This window comes from Armatimonadota bacterium (genome assembly GCA_031459715.1).
Classification (GTDB): Bacteria; Sysuimicrobiota; Sysuimicrobiia; order Sysuimicrobiales; family Humicultoraceae; genus Humicultor; species Humicultor tengchongensis.
The window spans coordinates 31,066-48,162 of sequence record JAVKIA010000018.1 but is presented as its reverse complement, the minus strand read 5'-3'; the positions used below and the strand labels follow the sequence as shown (position 1 = coordinate 48,162).

Here is a 17,097-nt window from a genome sequence, read left to right as displayed (position 1 = left end):
ACTCACGATCAGTTGGAAGCCATGACCCTGGGCACCATGGTTGGAGTGATGAGGGAAGGTGTGGTGGAGCAGGTAGGAGAACCGATGGAGGTCTACCGCGAACCGGTCAATCGGTTTGTTGCTGAGTTCCTGGGCAGTCCGCCCATCAATATCGTCGAAGTGAGAGGCGATAGGGTTAGCGTTTTGGGTTCCGCTCTGCTGGCGTTTGTTGAGCGGACCATGGGGGGAGCAGCGGAAGCATGGGCGGTGGGGATCAGACCAGAAGCCCTTAGATTGGGGATGAACGCAGCGGAGGGGGCATGGGTTGCGGAATGCAACGTAGAGACCGTCATGCCCACAGGTGCGACGTGGATCGTGGGCGTCCGCGTTCTGGGAGAACTTCTCTACGCCTCCTGCCTAGCGGAGCCACGCGTGGGACCATCTCAGTGCTGGGCCTCAGCTGAAGATTTCATCCTGTTTTCTCGAGACGGGCGACGCGTCCCATGGCTGAAGAGGGTTCTCGCTAGAGAGTGATGGCTGCGCCCACGGCCCAGCAACCCGCACAGATAGGAGAGCGATAAGCGAGGAGGTGGCGGACATCCCGGCGAGTTTCCCTCCGGGCAGGCTGACCCACCCGGCTCCTGTCCCGATCCGCGCAGTTGTGTTCGACCTGGGCGGAACGCTAGAAGAGATCTACTACGATGACCGGGTCCGGCGGGAGGCCGCTCGGGGTGTCCAGGCCCTCTTGGAGCGGCATGACCTGCACCCCGGGCTGAGCCCCCAGGACCTGCACGCGGTCATTGAGGCGGGACTGGCAGCGTACCAGCACTGGCGCCAGGAGACGGACCTGGAGTTACAGGCTGAGCGCGTCTGGACGGAGTTTGTCTTCCCGGACGGTGCTGGCGGGCGGCTGCCGCGGGACCGGCTGACTGCGGTGGCCGAAGACCTGGCGTTCTTCTACGAGAACCACGCGTACGTGCGACGGCTCCGTCCCGAGGCCCCTGCGGTCCTAGAGGCCCTCCGGGAACACGGGTTTCGCCTGGCGGTGGTTTCCAACATCGTCAGCCGCCGCTTGGTCCCTGCAAACCTCCGGGCCTACGGGGTAGCTCACTTTTTCGAGCATGTCGTTGTGAGTTCGGTCGTGGGTGTCCGCAAGCCCAGCCCCCAGATTTTCCTGGAAGCCGCCCGACGGTTGGATCTCCCGCCAGCGGCCTGCGCGTTCGTGGGCGACACGGTGTCGCGCGATGTGGTCGGCGCGCGACGTGCCGGTTACGGACTGGTCATCAAGATCAGGTCGTTCCTCACCGACCGGGCGGACAGCGGAGCGGACACGGAGGAGCCGGACGCGGTGATCTGCGATCTGAGGGGGGTACTTCCCTTGGTCACGGGCCGTGCGCAGCCAGGCTGACCCTGAGCGCGAGAGCAGATGGAGGGGGCCAAGCCGCCGCCTGGAGGAGGAGCGAGGACGTGTGACGAAAGGTACGGTGCCGAGGCTTGGCTCAGCATGACGAGTTCTGTAACACCTGCTAGACTGCGGATACTTAAGGGTTCCCGCACAGCATCACCAGATACCCCAAGAATGCGTGGCAGCGACATTCCGGGGTGCGCTAGCGCGCGCCGGATTCCAGGCGGTCTGCTGCCTTCTGCGGTCGCACGGTGCGGCGGAGAAAGGCCCCTGCGGCCGCCAGGGCGGCCAGGAGGACCGCCACGGGTGCGCTCCAGAGAATCCAGCCCACCCCTTTCCGCGGCGGATCCAGCAGGATCCACTCGCCGTAGCGGCTGACGAAGTAGGCGATGATCTCCTGGGGAGACTGCCCCTCCTCCAGCCTGGCCCGGATGAGGGCGCGCATCTGGCCGGCCAGCTGGGAGGGGGAATCGGCGACGCTCTCGTTCTGGCAGACAGGGCAGCGCAGGCGGGAGGCGATTGCCCGTACCTGGTGTTCCAGTCCGGGCGTCTGCACTGCCACCGGCACCCGCTGTTCCAGCGCAGGCCTCTGGGCCGCCCCCGGCGCACGGGACTTCAGTTCCGGCGTCTGCCCGGCGACCGGCGCCGCGGCGGTGGCCGAAGCCATTGCCGCCAGCAGGATGGCGAGCGCAGCCGGTCGCGGCATCCGCAGCGCCACTACCTTCCGCCCCGCCCGCACTATCCACCTCGTCCGCGTTACCCGCGCCGCTTGGGCCATATGCTGATGACGCCCGCCAGGGCCATGAGCAGCCCGCCGGTCCAGATCCAGGACACCAGGGGGTTGACCATAGCCTTCACCACCGCCACCCCCTCCGGGCCGACCGCCAGCAGGACCAGGTAGAGGTCGCCGCGCCAGGTGGACCGCACCGCGGGAGTGGGGATGGGCGTGCGTTGCTGGGGGTAGAGTCGCTCGGACGGGTATAGCGTGACCACAGCCGGGACCGCCGCCGCCGGGCGCCCGGGTGAGGCCTCCATGGCGCCGGACGGCAGGATGGAGATCGCTGCCATCACCTCCAGCCTGTCCGGCCGGCGCAGGAGCGCTGCACCGTCGTAGCGCAGCAGGTAGCTCCCGGCGTGGAAGGTGTCGCCTCGCCGGACGGTGTGGTCGCTCTCTACCCGGTAGGCGGAGGACGCGGTGACGCCGGCCAGGGCCAGCGCCAGCCCCAGGTGCGCCAGGTAGCCGCCGTAGCGGCGGCGGTTGACGACGAAGAGGGCCGGCAGGGCCAGGAGGCAGGGGCGCCCCGTGGCGAGGCTGAGCTCACGGGCTCCACGGTGGAATTCGGAGATCTGGGCCGCGGCCGCGAAGGCCAGTACACCGAACGCCCCCAGGGCGGCCCCGCGCACCCCGGCTCCGGCCAGGACCAGGAGGCAGACCAGGCTGACCGCCCCGGGGAGGGCCAACCGGCGGAGGGCGCTCCGGGGGACCGGCCCCCAGGGGAGGGGGGTGGCCACCGCCATCACCACCAGGAGGGCCAGCGCCAGCGGGAAAGCCAGCCGGTTGAAGTACGGGGGGCCCACACTGAGGCGCACGCCGGCCACAGCCTCCGCCAGGAGAGGGAAGGTCGTTCCGATGAAGACCGTCGCGGCAAGTACCAACAGCAGCACGTTGTTCAGGAGGAAGAGGCTCTCCCGGCTGAGGTAGGCGGGCAGTGTTCCCTCGTCGCGCAGCTCGTCTCGCCTCAGTAGCAGAACTCCTGCAGAAAACATCAGGACCGCGCCGATAAACAGGAGGAAGATCGGGCCGACCAGGGACTGGGTGAAGTCGTGCACTGAGCCGAGGATGCCGCTGCGAGTGAGGAATGTGCCGAATAGGGTGAGGAGGAAAGTGACGATGACCAGAGTGTGATTCCACAGGCGGAGGAGGCGGCGCCGCTCCTGCACCATCACCGAGTGCAGGAAGGCCGTGGCCACCAGCCAGGGCATCAGGGCCGCGTTCTCCACGGGGTCCCAGGCCCAGTAGCCGCCCCAGCCCAGTACCTCGTAGGACCACCAGGCGCCCAGGACGATGCCGGCGCTGAGGAAGGACCACGCCGCCACGGTCCAGCGTCGGGTGACGGCCATCCACTCGTCGCGCATGCTCCGTGACAGCAGCGCCGCGGTAGCAAAGGCGTACGGGACCGAGAAACCGACGTAGCCCAGGTAGAGGAAGGGGGGATGCACGGCCATCAGCGGGTGATTCTGCAGCAGAGGGTTAAGGCCGCGTCCGTCTGGCGGCGGAGGAAAGATTCGGGCGAACGGGTTGGCCGGACCGAGCATCAGCAGCAGGAAAAAGGAAGTGATCCCCACCATCACGGCCACGGCCAGGGGCACCCCTGTATGGCGGCTGCGGTAGCGGATGGAGACGAGGGCGGCGTAGCCGGCCTGCACCCATGCCCACAGCAGAATTGACCCTTCCAGGGCCCCCCACAGTCCGATGATGCGGAAGGGCAGGGGCGTGGCCCGGTCGATGTTGGCCGCCACGTACCGGACGGAGAAGTCACGGCCAACGAGCGCGGCCTCCAGCAGGGCGACGGCGGCGGTCAGGGCTACAAAGAGTACCGCCACCGCCCGATGCCCGCGGCGGACCAGATCCACCTCTTCCCTGGCCCGCCCGCGCAGCAGGTAGACCAGCCCGGCCAGCGCGGAGAGCAGGGCGGTAGCGATGGCGGCTGTGCCCAGGAAGGAGATCATACGCTGATGGCGCCGCCGGCTACGGCCCGGAGGAGGGCGGCGCGTACGCCTCCGAGTGCTTGACGATGATGGAGCGCGCCCGGAGCACTCCACCGGGTTCCCAGATCCCTTCGGCGATGGCGCCCTGCCCCTCGCGGAACAGGCCGGGTGGGGTGCCCACGTACTGGACGGTCACGGTGGTGGAGCCGTCGGTGAGGCTGAACTCCAGCCGGCGGGCGGTCGGATCCCAGACCTTCGACCCGGGCACCACCAGGCCGCCCACGCGGACCGCCCGCTGCGCCGCCCGCTCCCCCTGGGCCAGGAGTTCGCTGGGGGTTAGGTAGTAGACCACAGCGCCCCGGATCCCGCCGGCGACCACATAGGCCAGGGCCGCCAGGACTAGAGCCGCCGCCAGGAGGAGGCGTATCCGCCTCATGGCGAGGGCACTGTTCCTCCTGGGCGGGGGGAGCGGCGCTGCACCTGCAGGTCGGCCTCCAGGCGCCGCAGACGGCGACGCAGCCGCTGCAGGTAAAGCAAGAGCGCGGCGGCGGTAATACCGTAGGCCAGGGCGATGGCCACAGGCGGCGTCACGGCTCGATCCCGGCGCTGTGGGCGGCCTCCAGCCGCTCCAGGCGGACGCGCTGCAGCAACAGGTAGAGGTAGAGCAACGTGAACGCCAGAAGGTTCACCAGCAGCGCGGCAACCATGGGTGGGGCCATCTTGATCTCCCCGCGGGTGATCGACGGCGCCTGGTGCAGCGTGCGGAACCAGACGACGGAGTAGTGGATGAGCGGGACGTCCAGCGCGCCGATGATCCCCACTACGGCGGCCAGGCGCGCGCCCCGCTGCCGGTCCTCGACCAGCTCGCGCACCAGCAGGGCGGCGGCGAAGATGAGGAAGAGCATGGCGGTGGTGACCAGCCGCGCGTCCCATGCCCACCATGTCCCCCACACCGGCTTTCCCCAGATCATCCCTCCCGCCAGGGCCAGGGCGGTGAAGAGCGTCGCCAGCTCGGTGGCGCTGTGCGCTACGTGGTCGTAGAGGAGGCGGCTGCGCCACAGGTAGAGGAGGCTGGCCACGAAGACGGTGCCCACCGCCAGGTATGCGGCGAAGGCGCTGGGGACGTGCACGTACATGATCCGCGCATAGTCACCCTGGAAGGCATCGGGGGGCGAAGCCACGAGCCCGGCGTACAGCCCTGCCGCCAGCAGGACAGAAGCGGCAGCGCCGAGGATGGTGGCGGGCGACCTCATGCCTCCTCCAGGACTACCGTGTAGAGCACGGGAGCGACCAGCAGGAACAGGATATCAAAGACGGCCAGGACACCGAGCCACAGCCGCCCGCCGGGCGCGCCGATGAGGATGGCTTCCGTCAGGCGCACCCCGCCCAGCAGCACCGGCAGCACCACGGGCAGCAGGAGCAGCGGCATGAGCAGCTCTCGGCCGCGAACGTGGACCAGCAGGGCGGCGAAGAGGGTCCCGATGGCGCAGACGCCGACGATGCCCAGGAACCCGGCGCCCAGGAGGAGGGGGAGCCGCGACCACAGGTTCACGTTGAACAGCAGGCCCAGGACAGCCAGCAGCAGCCCCAGCAACACCGTGAGCAGGAGGGTCAGCGCCGCCCACTTCCCCCAGTAGAGGTGCTCGCGGCTCCCCGGATAGAGGAGGAGCGTCTCCAGCGCCTGCTGCTCCGCCTCAGCCTGCGTCCAGCGGGAGATGCCCAGTGTCGCCGCCAGCAGGAGGGCCACCCACAGGATGCCGGGGGCGCGCGACGTCTCGGACCCCAGGACCAGCCCCAGTAGCAGAACCACCAGCAGGGCCAGGGCGGCCATGGCGGTGATGGTCTCCCGCCCGCGCCATTCCAGCAGCAGGTCCTTTCGCGCCAGCGCCGACATACGCCGCCAGGCGTTCACGTCCGGCCTCCCGCCAGTGCGTGCAGCCGTGGCAACGGGACGTTGGCCACGTCCGAGACTTCCACCAGTTGCCCGCGGCACAGGCCGGCCACCAGGCGAGCCAGGTGCAGCCCTCGCTCCCACTGGTGGGTAGCCAGGACGGCGCACCCGCCGGTGGAGGTCACCTCGGCCACCAGCGCGTCCACCAGCCGGGCCCCCTCGGCGTCCAGGCCGCTGAAGGCGTCGTCAAGCAGTAGCATCCGCGGGGCCAGCAGCCAGGCGCGGGCCAGGGCCAGGCGCCGCTTCATCCCGTGGCTGAAGGTGCGCACGGGGGCGCCTGCGGCCTGCGCCAGGCCCACCCGGGCCAGCGCATCGGCGGTCCGGTCAGGCCGGCCGCTCATCGCCGCGGCGAAGGCCAGGTTCTCGGCAGCGGTGAGCTCCTCGTACATCCCGTGGGCCGTGCCCACAAAGGCAGTGATCTGCCGCACCCTGTCGGCGGCGCGGACCAGGTCGTGGCCAAAGACGGTGGCGCACCCGGCAGTAGGCCGCAGAGCGGTGGCCAGGAGGCGCAACAGCGTCGTCTTGCCCGCCCCGTTGGGGCCCACGACCAGCAGCACCGATCCTGCGGGCAGAGTCAGGGAGATGTCGCGCAGCGCGACCTGGAGGTGGAAGCGCCGGGAGAGCCCCTCCGCCTGGAGTCCCATTACGTGCACGGGCGCTCGGGCCTGCCGCCGGGCTAGCGGCGCTCCGGCTCCCAGCCCCACACGGGAAGGATGTCCACCGGGGCGTAGTCATCTGTAAGTACGGGCACGTCGGAGGTGGGGATGGGGCGGTCGTAGTAGTCGTCGACAAAAGTGTGCAGGGGAAGGGTGACCTTTCGGCTCCGCCGGAGCTGCAGAACGGCTTGCAGGATCTGCGGCCGGGTCAGTCCGCTGCGCGGCGTGGCCAGAAGGATGATGGTGCGCACGGCGGTGCCGTCCCGCTGCGGCGTGTAGGCCACGGGGAAGGGGTAGAGGCCGGCGAAGACCTGGCCGTAGGTCTTGTAGAGGGCGCGGAAGAGCTTGCTCTCGCCGCCCTCCAGGGCGCCCACAATGTTGGCGGCGATGAGCCCCTGGGGCGTCAGCCGGCTGCGGGCCAGCTCGAAGAACTCCCGCGTGGCCAGGTGGAAAGGGATCCCCTCGGCGTAGTAGGCGTCCATGACGATGAGGTCGTAGCGGGCGTCACTGCGCCGCACGAAGGCCCTGCCGTCCTGCACGCTGACCCGTTGCCGCGCGTCTTCCTTCACCTCGAAAAACCGCCTGGCCACGTCCACCACCACCGGGTCCAGCTCCACCGACTCCACCGTCACCCCCGGGTAGTCGCGCCAGAACCGCTTGGGGATGGACCCTGCGCCCAGCCCAACCACCAGCACCCGCCTGATGTCGGGGTGGAAGACCCAGGCCAGGTGGGCGTAGTCGGTGTACTTGAAGGGGCTCTCGAACGGGTCGTGCAGGTACATCCCCCCCTGGAAGGAGCGGTCGAACCGGAGGAAGCGGACGGTGCTGTAATCCTCCACGCGGATGCGGTGGTAGGCGCTGTCCTTCTCGAAGACGATCTTGGGTTCGGCTGCGGGCGATGGGGCAGGCACGGCCGCCCGCCCCGGTCCGGCCAGCAGCACCACCGCCACCAGGGCGGCGACAGCCTGACGCATGGCCCGGGGGGCCCGCACTCCGGCCAGCAGCAGCAGGGAGAAGACGACCAGGGAGCTGCCCAGTATGTATAGGATCGCCCGCACGCCGAAGGTGGGGATGAGGAAGAAGGCAGTGAGCAGCGTGCCGGCGATGCTGCCGGCGGTGGAGATAGCGTAGAGGAGGCCCGCCACGTTACCCACCGTGGAGAGGTCGGTGGCCGCCAGCTTGACGGCAAAGGGGGAGGTCATCCCCAGCAGCACGCTGGCCGGCGCGAAGAGGATGGTGGATGTCACCAGGGGGCTCATCCGCGGGCCCAGGTCCCAGTCGGCGAAGCGCTCCAGGATCGGGCGGGAGAGGAGGGGGAGGAAGATGATCAGCACTCCGGCGGCGAAGAGTGCGGTGGCCAGCACCGCGGGGCGCGGCCAGCGGTCGGCCACCCGGCCGCCGACGTAGTAGCCCAGCGAGAGCGCTCCGAGGAAGATGCTGATAAGACTTCCCCAGACGTAGACCGACGAACCGAAGTAGGGGGCCAGCACGCGGCTGCCAACGATCTCCAGGCCCATCAGCGCCGCACCGGCACCGAAGACTACCACCTTCAGGACCACGCCTTTGCCTCCCCTCTTGCCGGTGCTCTGACACTCCTTACCGCTCCTCTTGGAGCGCCGACCGCAGCATGGTGCTCCCACGCCGAACGCGGCGGCACTAGCATAGAATGGATAGTGAGCATGCGCCAGAGCGGGTTTGGTGGCAGCGGGCGGCGCAGCCGCTGGGGACGCTGATGGCACGCCCGAGCTACCTGGTGGGCACGTCGGGCTGGGTCTACCCGCACTGGCGGGGGCGATTCTACCCCACCGGCCTGCCTCAGGCCCACTGGTTCGAGTACTACGCTAGCTACTTCCCCACGGTGGAGATCAACAACACCTTCTACCGGCTGCCCGGAAAGACGGCGGTGCTGCGCTGGCAAAAGCAGGCGCCGCAGGGATTCGTCTACGCGGTGAAGATCAACCGCTTCATCACGCACATCAGGAGGCTGAAGGACCCGGCCGCTCCTCTGCGCCGCTTCCTGCAGATCGTGCAGCCCCTGGGTCCGCACCTGGGGCCGGTGCTGGTGCAGCTCCCGGCCTCGTTCTCTCGCACCGAGGAAAACCTGGCGCGGCTGCGCGCCTTCTTCCGCCTGCTCCCGCCCCGGCCGCCCTGGGTGGTGGAGTTCCGCCACCGGTCGTGGTTCGTCCCTGAGGTCTACGCGTTGATGGAGGAGCACCGGGTGGGGCTGTGTGTGGTCAGCGACCCCAGCCGGCCCAGCGAGGACCGCTGCACCAGCGATGTCCTCTACGTCCGCTTCCACGGGCCCAGCGGGGCACGCTACCACGGCAGCTATCCCGAGCGGGAGCTACGCGCCTGGGCCGGACGGATCGCCGCTCTGGCCGAGGGACGGGCAGCGTACATCTACTTCAACAACGATTACAACGCATACGCCGTGCGCAACGCGCTGCGGCTGCGGGAGCTGCTGGAGTCCGGCTCCTGAAGGTGGCCTGCCGCCGGACTGGCCGCGAGGGGTCAGCGTAAGGCACGGGCCAGCGCCGCCCAGAGAGGGTCATCAGGGTCGAAGGCCTGGTAGGGGCTGACGCGGTCAAGCAGGCCGCTATAGCGTTCCTGCAGGCGGTCGGCCACACTGGACGGCTCGGTCAGGAGGGCGAATGTGGCCAGCATCTCGTCGGAGATCAGAGCGGGCATCTCCTCCCACCGCTGGGCCGCCGCCAGCCGGCTGAGGCGCTCACCCACGTCCGCCCAGCCATGGTGTGCCAGCACGCCACGATAGGCGGGGGTCGACGCGTAGAAGGCGATGCTCTGACGGGCCTGCTCGGCGCTGCGCTCCCGTGATGCCCCTTCGCCGCTGACGATGAACACACTGGCGGCTACGCCGAAGGCCGACCGTGTCCGGCCGCTGCGGACCAGCCCACGGTCCACCGCCGGCAGGACCACCTCCCGCAGGTAGGCCGCAGAGTGGAGCGGGTGCACGTGCAGGCCGTCGGCCACCTCACCGGCCAGGCGGCACATGGCCGGATTGACCGCCGCCAGGTAGATGGGGATCGTCCCGGCAAACGGTGGAGGGGTAAAGAAGGGGGTCATCAGGGAAAGGGAATAAAAGGGACCCTGGTGGCGCAGTGGCGTCCCCTCGCGCCAGCAGCGCCAGACCGCGCGCACTGCAGCCACCACATCGCGCAGGCGCGCCGCGGGATGCTCCCAGGACATCCCGAAACGGCGCTCAACATGCGCCCGGACCTGCGTCCCCAGGCCGAGGACGAAGCGGCCTCCGGAGAGCCGGGCCAGGTCCCAGGCCAGGTAGGCCAGGGAGGTGGGGCTGCGGACGAAGGCCAGGGCAATGGCGGTCCCCACAGTTGCCCGGGTGGTGTGCTCAGCCGCCAGCGCCGCCCCCAGGAACGGATCATGGGCGATCTCGCTGAACCACAGTCCCTGGATGCCCAGCGCCTCCGCGGCGCGGGCCAGGTGGGGGACGGCGCTCAGGTCGGAGAAGTGGATGCTGGCGTCCAGGTGCACTAGCGCAATCAGACCTCCCTCGGACCAGGTGCGGCAGGATTTGGCCCTGCCCGACTCGAACCTCTGTTCACCGTCGGGAGAGGCGACGGGAAGACAACTAGGTGCTGAATGAGGCACGCAGGAGCGCTGCTCCTGACGGTGACGCTTCTGGCGTCATTGAGTCGTAGCGCTGACGGACAATCGTCTCCCCTCCGCCTGATCGTCAACGGCCAGGAGGTCTCCCTGGTCGCCAGCCCCATCGCGTATAACGGTGTGCTCATGATCCCCCTGCCCGGTGTTTTCGAGCCTCTGGGTTCCTCCGCCGTCTGGCTCCCCGAGGAGCAGGCCGTGGTCATCAGCAACCGCACCCGTGCCCTGATCCGTCTGCGGATCAACGATCCCTACGCCCTGGTGGGCAGCGATCAGCGCCTGCTACCCTTCGCCCCCGTGCTCCTGCGGGACATCCCTTTTATTCCAGCTGCTGCGGTCTTCGGCCTGCTGGGGGCGTGGGTCAAGTTCGACGAGGAGGAGCGCGCGTTGCGCGTCAGCTCCGTGGTCAGCGGCATCACCCTGCAGCGGCCCGGGGGGATGCTCCGGCTGACGGTACAGGCCAGCGGGCCGGTGCAGGCGGAAACCCGGCGGCTTACCAACCCCGAGCGCATGGTCATCGACCTGCGCCAGGCCGTCTTCCGCCTCCCCGACCAGGAGACGGCCGTCAACGCGGCCGGGGTGGCGCGGGTCCGCGTGGCCCAGTTCCAGGCGCGGCCGCCCATCACCCGCATCGTCCTGGACCTGACGCAGCCGGTGGACGTGCGGGTCCAAGATAGCCCCACCTCCTTCGACCTGACTATCGATGTGCGCCCGCGCAGACCTGAGACCCACCGGCAGGGTGCCGTCTTTGCACCGGTCCCCGCTCCAACCTCAGTACCCTCCGCCTCGCCTGTCACGCCCGCTGACCCCGGCGCCGGCGCGCCGGCCGGCGATTCCACCTCTTCCCCGGCGCAAGGCACGCCCTCTGGGGAGCGCCTGAAGATCATGCAGGTGCGGCTGGAGCAGGCAAGCGGGATGACGCGGATCTTGGTTGAGGGGACTGCCTCCATGCAGTACGTGGTGCGCGAGCTGGTCGAGCCCGACCGCCTGGTGGTCGACGTGCCGGACGCCGTCTTCATCCCCGTCAAGCAGGAGATCCCGGTGAACAGCCCGGCGGTGGAGAACGTACGCGCCGCCCAGTTCCAGGCCAACCCCGACATCGCCCGCGTGGTGGTCACGCTGAAGCGCAAAGTCCCCTATAGCATCAGCACCGATGCCGGAGGGAGCACCCTGGTCATCTCTGTGGTGGACGCACCCCTGCGGGGACACGCCGTCGTCCTGGACCCCGGGCACGGCGGCAAGGACCCCGGGGCCATCGGACCCACCGGGCTGATGGAGAAGGACGTTACCCTGGATATCGCCCTGCGCGTGCGCGGCCTCCTGGTGGAGGACGGGATCCGCGTGATCATGACGCGGGAGACGGACGTCTTCATCGACCTGGCCGAGCGGCCCCGTCTGGGCCGGGAGCGCGGGGGAACAGTCTTTGTCAGCATCCACGCCAACGCCAACGCCCAGACCACGGTCAACGGGTCGGAGACCTACTACCTGTCGCCGGTCAGCCTCTCCCTGGCCCAGATGATCCAGGATGAGCTCACCCGCAGTCTGGGGCTGCCCAGCCGGGGGATCAAGACGGCGAACTTCCTGGTGCTGCGCGAGAACAGCATCCCCTCCGTGCTGGTGGAGGTCGCCTTCATCTCGCACCCCCAGGAGGAGGCGCGCCTGCGGGAGGACGCCTTCCGCGCGCGGATCGCGGCGGCCGTCGCCCGGGGGATCAGGCGGTTCCTGGCCATCTACCCCGTCCCTGCGGGGCTGTAGGCACGCCAGTGCGTCTTACCGTGCTGGGGCGGTGGAGTCCCTACCCTCCTGCGGGGGGAGCCTGCCCCGGCTACCTGGTGGAAGCCGCCGGGCAGCGCCTGCTGCTGGACTGCGGGACCGGGACGCTGGCTAACCTTCAGAGCATCGCCTCCATCTTCGAGCTGACCGCGGTGGTCATCACCCACCTGCACCCCGACCACGTCCTGGACGTCTTCGTCCTCAAGCAGGCGCTGGAGTTCGGCCGCTTCCCCCAGGTCGCTCCGCCCCTGCGCCTGTTCGGCCCGCCGGAGGCGCCGCAGGCCCTTCCCGCCTGGATGCCGGAGGAGTCCCGGGAGGCGTTTCGTGCGCGCTTCCACTTCCTGCCCCTCGTGGCTGGCACTGCGGCCCGCATCGGCCCTCTGGTGCTGCGCTTCGCCGCTGCCGCGCACACCATACCCTGCTTTGCCGTGCGGGTGGAGGCGGAGGGGCGGATCCTGAGCTACTCCGCCGACACTGCCCCCTCACCTGCGGTCACCGCCCTGGCGGACGGGGCGCACCTGTTTCTCTGCGAGAACACCCTGCCGCCGGGGGAGGAGGGACACGCCCTGGAGGTGGGGCACCTCTCCGCCCGGCAGGCCGCGCGCATCGCCGTCCAGGCAGACGTCCGCCGCCTGCTGCTGACCCACTTCTTCACGCCGGCGGGCGACTACACCCAGGAGGCCAGGGCTGCGGCGGCGAAGGAATTCGGCGGCCAGGTCCTCATCGCCCAAGAACTGCACACCTACGAGGTCTAGAGGGAGCCTATGCCCCGTCAGGCGGGCCGGCGGCCCGACGAGCTGCGGCCGGTTACTATCACCCGTCACTTCATTCCCCACGCCGAGGGCTCCGTCCTCATCACCCTGGGTGCCACCCGCGTGGTCTGCACCGCCACCGTGGAGGAGCGCCTGCCGCCGTGGCTGCGCGGTGGGGGACAGGGGTGGATCACCGCGGAGTACGGCATGCTGCCGCGGGCCACCCCGGAGCGCACGCCACGGGAGACAGGCCGGCAGGCCGGGCGGACGCAGGAGATCCAGCGCCTTATCGGCCGCTCCCTGCGGGCGGCCGTGGACCTGCAGAAGCTGGGGGAGCGCAGCATCCTGGTCGACTGTGACGTGATTCAGGCAGACGGTGGGACTCGCACCGCGGCTGTCACCGGCGCCTTCGTCGCCCTGGTGGACGCCCTGCACCTGCTCCGGCGCACGGGCGCGCTGGGGTGGTGGCCGCTGCGGGAGTTCATCGCTGCCACCAGCGTGGGGATCGTGGACAACGAGCTTCTTCTGGACCTGGACTACCAGGAGGACGTACGCGCCCGCGTGGACATGAACCTGGTGATGACCGAATCGGGCCGTCTGGTGGAGATCCAGGGGACGGCGGAAGGGCTGCCCTTCTCCCGTCAGGAGCTGCTCACCCTGCTGGCACTGGCGGAGACAGGGATCAAGGCCCTGATCGCCGAGCAGCGCAGGGTCCTGGCCGACGTCCTGGCGGCCATCCCGCACTGACCTCTGGGTGTGACCTCGCTGGTGATCGTCCTGGCCACCCGCAACCCCGGCAAGGTGCGCGAGCTGGCGGCGCTGCTGGCAGACCTTCCCGTACAGGTGCGCTCCCTCCTCGACTTTCCCCAGATCGGGCCGCTCCCGGAGGAGGGGGAGACCTACGCCACCAACGCGGCCAGCAAGGCCCTGGCCGTGGCGCTGGCAACCGGGCTGCCGGCGCTGGCCGACGACTCCGGCCTGGAGGTGGACGCGCTGGGAGGCGCGCCCGGCCCTCAGTCCAGCCGCTGGCTGGGGGAGGAGGCGAGCGACGCTCAGCGCAACCAAGCCGTGCTGGATCGCTTGCGCGGCATTCCCCCGGAGCGTCGGACGGCCCGCTTCCGCGCAGTGGTGGCGGTCGCTCTCCCCGACCGGACGGTGCGCACCTTCGAAGGTGTGGTGGAGGGCCTTATCGCCGACCGGCCGGCGGGGGGGCATGGCTTTGGCTACGACCCGATCTTCCTCCTCCCGGAGTACGGCCGGACGATGGCCGAGCTGGGGCCCGAGGTGAAGGATCGGATCAGCCACCGGGCCCAGGCGGTGCGGGCGGCCCGGGCGTATCTGGCCACGCTGGCGGAAGGGGAGGCCCCGCCGCCAGAGGCGGTGGATACCGGGTAGGAGGCCTCCCTGGAAATGTGCCTCAACGAGGGCGGGTTCCGTCGCCCCCCGCACCCGTGGCGGCCAGCGCTTCTTCCAGCCGCTGCCGCAGCCCGCGCATCTCCCTCCAGGGATCCGGGCGCTGCTGCAGGCGCTGCGGGACGGTGGTGCAGGTGAAGGCCAACGGGTCGACGCCCCGCTCAACCTCCTCCCAGGCCAGCGGCATGGAGACGGTGGCCTGCACCGTGGGGCGCAGGCTGTAGGCGCTGGCCAGGGTGGCGCCCAGGCGGTTCTGGTTGTAGTCGAGGAAGACCCTGCCGGCGCGCCTGTCCACCGCCCACTCCACGGTCAGGCGGTGTGGATGCCGCGCCGCCAGGTACTGACAGAGGGTCTTGGCGAAGGCGTGGGTCTCCTCGAAGGTGTAGCCGCGGGCGATGGGGACGTAGATGTGCAGCCCTGTCTTCCCGCTGGTCTTGATGAACCCCTCCAGCCCCAGGGACTGCAGGAGCTCCCGCAGCAGCAGCGCCGCCTCCGTGGCCGCGGCAAAGCCGGCGGGCGAGTACACCGGGTCCCTCTCCCCCCTGCCCGCGGGCGGCTGCTGCCCCCCGGGAAAGATGTACGGGTCGATATCGAAGACCAGGTAGTCCGGGTAGTTGAGCACGCTGGCGCGCAGGGCCTCCTCAGACGAGGCGAAGTCGGTGTGCGGCGGCTCCCCGCGCCCCTCGCCGCGCCGGGGCGGCGTGATCCTGCTGAACCAGGGGTGCATCTCGATGGTGCCGAGCTGGGCCAGCCAGAGCAGGGTGGCCAGGTCGTTGCATACCGGCGTGGCGTTGGCCCCTCTGCCGCTTTCGGCCCAGATGCGGGCGATGGTCACATGGGGCGGGGCGTCGGGGTAGTCCTTCTGGTGGAAGTCCGCCCCGTGGATGCCCTCGGGGAAGCGGCGCAGGGTGAGCGGGCGGTCGCGTAGGTAGGGAAGGATGGCGTCGTGCACGGCCAGGTAGTAGGCGACCAGGTCCCCCTTAGTCAGCCCACGCTCCGGCCAGTAGACCTTGTCCAGGTTGGTGAACTCCACCGGCAGACGCCGCCTGCTCAGCTCAGCCTCCAGAGCGGGCAGCTTGCCCTTGCCTGTCCTCAGGCGCCCCAGTGTCGCTGCTCCTTCCGCAGGGGAAACCCGAGCCCCCTGTGGAGGCCCCTCCCGGGTGCGGCGGCGAGCCCGGCGGGGTTGCGCTTCCTCCAGGCGGCAGCTCCTGGGGTCGACCTGCGGCGCAATCCCCTGGAAGACGGGAAAGCGCAGGGACCCCTCCTCCGTCCACTCCAGGTACTCCACCTGCACCACCAGCCGCGGCTCAGTCCAGGTGGCCGGCTGGTTGGTCCTGGGGACGGGGGAAAACGGCGACGTGGGCCGCTCCAGTGGACGGAGGGCCTCCAGTACCTGGCGCAGCTCCTCTTCCCTGAACCCTCCCCCCACATGCCCGATGTAGCGCAACAGCTCCCGGTCGTCGTACAGCCCCAGCAGCAGGGCGCCGAACTGGCTGCGGCGGCCGCGCCGTCCCCGCGTGTACCCGCCCACCACCGCGTGCAGGCTGCGGCGCGCCTTCACCTTCACCCAGGCCCCGCTGCGCCTGCCCGGCTCGTAGGGGCTGTCGCGGCGCTTGCCCACAATGCCCTCCAGTCCGTGCTGGAGAGCCACGCGGTAGAAGGCCTGGCCCTCGCCCGGGAAGGCCTCGGTGAGCCGCAGGGTGGGCCCCGCGGGCACCGCCGCCTCTAAGATGCGCCGCCGCTCCTCCAGCGGACGGCGCGTCAGGTCATGGCCGTTGTAGTGGAGGATGTCGAACAGGTAGTAGACGACGGGGACCTGGGCGCGGACGGTGTCCACCTCCGCGCCGCGCAGGTTGATCCGCTGCTGCAGGCGCTGGAAGCTGGGGCGGCCGGCGCTGTCCAGGGCGACGATCTCGCCATCCAGGACCACATCGGGCAGGCCGGCGGCAGCCAGGCCTTCTACCACCTCCGGGTACCGGTCGTTGATGAGCTTGAGGCTGCGGCTCTGCAGCAGCACGTGCTGCCGCGGGCCCTCCCACCGGACCAGGGCGATGGCCCGCACCCCGTCCCATTTGGGCTCGAAGAGCCACCCGGGGTCGTCGAACGCCCGGCCGACCGGCTTAGCCAGCATGGGGGGTACCCGTTCCGACATGGGGTCACGCCCCGGGCGGTGCAGGCCCAGGCGGCGCAGCCGGGAGGGGACCTTCGGCGGGGCCGCAGGCGAGGCGATGGGGCCAGCCGACGCCTCCCCCCGGATCTCTTCGATGGTGCGGCCCGAGGTCGCCGAGCGCGATGGCTGGGGCAGTGACCACCCCGGGACGGCGTCGGCGTCCTTCGTCTTGAACAGCAGCCACTGGGTCTCCTCACCCCGTCCGCTACGCCTTCCCATGCGTGTCCGCACCAGGTGGAACTCTCCCCGCACCTTCTGCCCGTGCAGGACCACGGTGAGCTTGCCCCGGCGAAACCCCTCGTCCGGATCGCCCTGCGGCGATTCGTAGGTTCCCAGGTCCCAGACCATCACGGTGCCCGCGCCGTAGTTGCCCTCGGGGATGACCCCCTCGAAGTCCAGGTACTCCAGCGGGTGGTCCTCCACGGCCACGGCCAGGCGCTTCTGTGCCGGGTCCAGGGATATCCCTTTGGGCACCGCCCAAGAGCGCAGCACCCCGGCCATCTCCAGGCGGAAGTCGTGGTGGAAGCGGGTTGCGTGGTGCTCCTGGATGACGAAGCGCAGCGGCCCGCGACGCCGCCGCGCCCTACGCGGGGGTTCGGGGGAGCGGGCGAAGCGCCGTCGGCGGCGGTACGCTTCCGGCGGCACGG

The 17,097-nt window shown here is 69.9% G+C and carries 17 protein-coding genes; 7 read left to right on the top strand and 10 right to left on the bottom strand.

Annotated features, from left to right (window positions below; genetic code table 11):
* Positions 1-513: ABC transporter ATP-binding protein (locus QN152_08375; GenBank protein ID MDR7539527.1), on the top strand; the 513-nt coding region annotated here is incomplete at its 5' end.
* Positions 514-568: 55 nt separating this feature from the next.
* On the top strand, positions 569-1,387 hold the full coding sequence (locus QN152_08370) for an HAD family hydrolase (GenBank protein MDR7539526.1): 819 nt from the start codon (positions 569-571) through the stop codon (positions 1,385-1,387).
* A gap of 199 nt (positions 1,388-1,586) precedes the next feature.
* Here the strand turns inward: QN152_08370 and QN152_08365 are convergent, their stop codons facing one another.
* From QN152_08365 to QN152_08330, 8 genes are read right to left on the bottom strand one after another with little or no spacing between them, the layout of a single operon-like run.
* The gene (locus QN152_08365; GenBank protein ID MDR7539525.1) at positions 1,587-2,123 is read right to left on the bottom strand and encodes a cytochrome c-type biogenesis protein CcmH; all 537 of its coding nucleotides are present in this window, start codon (positions 2,121-2,123) and stop codon (positions 1,587-1,589) included.
* Between the two features lie 17 nt (positions 2,124-2,140).
* Positions 2,141-4,114, bottom strand: coding sequence for a cytochrome c-type biogenesis CcmF C-terminal domain-containing protein (locus QN152_08360; protein ID MDR7539524.1), 1,974 nt, complete (start codon positions 4,112-4,114; stop codon positions 2,141-2,143).
* A 19-nt stretch (positions 4,115-4,133) separates the two neighbouring features.
* Positions 4,134-4,529: a cytochrome c maturation protein CcmE gene (locus tag QN152_08355; protein ID MDR7539523.1), complete on the bottom strand. Its 396-nt coding sequence runs from the start codon at positions 4,527-4,529 to the stop codon at positions 4,134-4,136.
* Positions 4,526-4,684 (bottom strand): hypothetical protein, encoded by a 159-nt coding sequence (locus QN152_08350; protein MDR7539522.1) that lies wholly within the window; start codon positions 4,682-4,684, stop codon positions 4,526-4,528. The genes QN152_08355 and QN152_08350 overlap by 4 nt, the downstream gene beginning before the upstream one ends.
* Positions 4,681-5,346 (bottom strand): cytochrome c biogenesis protein CcsA, encoded by a 666-nt coding sequence (gene ccsA, locus QN152_08345; protein ID MDR7539521.1) that lies wholly within the window; start codon positions 5,344-5,346, stop codon positions 4,681-4,683. The genes QN152_08350 and ccsA overlap by 4 nt, the downstream gene beginning before the upstream one ends.
* The gene (locus QN152_08340; protein ID MDR7539520.1) at positions 5,343-6,005 is read right to left on the bottom strand and encodes a heme exporter protein CcmB; all 663 of its coding nucleotides are present in this window, start codon (positions 6,003-6,005) and stop codon (positions 5,343-5,345) included. Before QN152_08340 ends, ccsA begins: the two co-directional genes overlap by 4 nt.
* Positions 6,002-6,688, bottom strand: coding sequence for a heme ABC exporter ATP-binding protein CcmA (gene ccmA, locus QN152_08335; GenBank protein MDR7539519.1), 687 nt, complete (start codon positions 6,686-6,688; stop codon positions 6,002-6,004). Before ccmA ends, QN152_08340 begins: the two co-directional genes overlap by 4 nt.
* 32 nt (positions 6,689-6,720) lie before the next feature.
* Positions 6,721-8,259, bottom strand: a complete 1,539-nt coding sequence (locus QN152_08330; GenBank protein ID MDR7539518.1) for a fused MFS/spermidine synthase — start codon at positions 8,257-8,259, stop codon at positions 6,721-6,723.
* A gap of 173 nt (positions 8,260-8,432) precedes the next feature.
* Here QN152_08330 and QN152_08325 point away from each other — a divergent pair, with 173 nt between their 5' ends.
* Positions 8,433-9,179, top strand: a complete 747-nt coding sequence (locus QN152_08325; GenBank protein MDR7539517.1) for a DUF72 domain-containing protein — start codon at positions 8,433-8,435, stop codon at positions 9,177-9,179.
* 32 nt (positions 9,180-9,211) lie between these two features.
* Here QN152_08325 and QN152_08320 read toward each other — a convergent pair whose 3' ends face one another.
* Positions 9,212-10,213: a TIGR03617 family F420-dependent LLM class oxidoreductase gene (locus QN152_08320; GenBank protein MDR7539516.1), complete on the bottom strand. Its 1,002-nt coding sequence runs from the start codon at positions 10,211-10,213 to the stop codon at positions 9,212-9,214.
* A gap of 108 nt (positions 10,214-10,321) precedes the next feature.
* Between QN152_08320 and QN152_08315 the strand changes: the two genes are divergently transcribed.
* From QN152_08315 to rdgB, 4 genes are read left to right on the top strand one after another with little or no spacing between them, the layout of a single operon-like run.
* Complete coding sequence (locus QN152_08315) at positions 10,322-12,097, top strand: N-acetylmuramoyl-L-alanine amidase (protein MDR7539515.1); 1,776 nt, start codon at positions 10,322-10,324, stop codon at positions 12,095-12,097.
* Between the two features lie 8 nt (positions 12,098-12,105).
* Positions 12,106-12,870: an MBL fold metallo-hydrolase gene (locus QN152_08310; GenBank protein ID MDR7539514.1), complete on the top strand. Its 765-nt coding sequence runs from the start codon at positions 12,106-12,108 to the stop codon at positions 12,868-12,870.
* Positions 12,871-12,879: 9 nt separating this feature from the next.
* A complete protein-coding gene (gene rph, locus QN152_08305; protein MDR7539513.1) occupies positions 12,880-13,614 on the top strand; it encodes a ribonuclease PH in 735 nt (244 codons plus the stop codon).
* A gap of 9 nt (positions 13,615-13,623) precedes the next feature.
* The gene (gene rdgB / locus QN152_08300) at positions 13,624-14,262 is read left to right on the top strand and encodes an RdgB/HAM1 family non-canonical purine NTP pyrophosphatase (GenBank protein MDR7539512.1); all 639 of its coding nucleotides are present in this window, start codon (positions 13,624-13,626) and stop codon (positions 14,260-14,262) included.
* A 22-nt stretch (positions 14,263-14,284) separates the two neighbouring features.
* Here rdgB and ligD read toward each other — a convergent pair whose 3' ends face one another.
* Complete coding sequence (ligD, locus tag QN152_08295; protein ID MDR7539511.1) at positions 14,285-17,095, bottom strand: non-homologous end-joining DNA ligase; 2,811 nt, start codon at positions 17,093-17,095, stop codon at positions 14,285-14,287.
* Positions 17,096-17,097: the final 2 nt, after the last annotated feature.

Bases quoted from the DNA above. Each gene is read 5' to 3' on its own strand.
- QN152_08360 (MDR7539524.1), bottom strand. From the start codon at position 4,114: ATGATCTCCTTCCTGGGCACAGCCGCCATCGCTACCGCCCTGCTCTCC.
- QN152_08355 (MDR7539523.1), bottom strand. From the start codon at position 4,529: ATGAGGCGGATACGCCTCCTCCTGGCGGCGGCTCTAGTCCTGGCGGCC.
- ccsA (MDR7539521.1), bottom strand. From the start codon at position 5,346: ATGAGGTCGCCCGCCACCATCCTCGGCGCTGCCGCTTCTGTCCTGCTG.
- ccmA (MDR7539519.1), bottom strand. From the start codon at position 6,688: ATGGGACTCCAGGCGGAGGGGCTCTCCCGGCGCTTCCACCTCCAGGTC.
- QN152_08325 (MDR7539517.1), top strand. From the start codon at position 8,433: ATGGCACGCCCGAGCTACCTGGTGGGCACGTCGGGCTGGGTCTACCCG.
- QN152_08315 (MDR7539515.1), top strand. From the start codon at position 10,322: ATGAGGCACGCAGGAGCGCTGCTCCTGACGGTGACGCTTCTGGCGTCA.
- rph (MDR7539513.1), top strand. From the start codon at position 12,880: ATGCCCCGTCAGGCGGGCCGGCGGCCCGACGAGCTGCGGCCGGTTACT.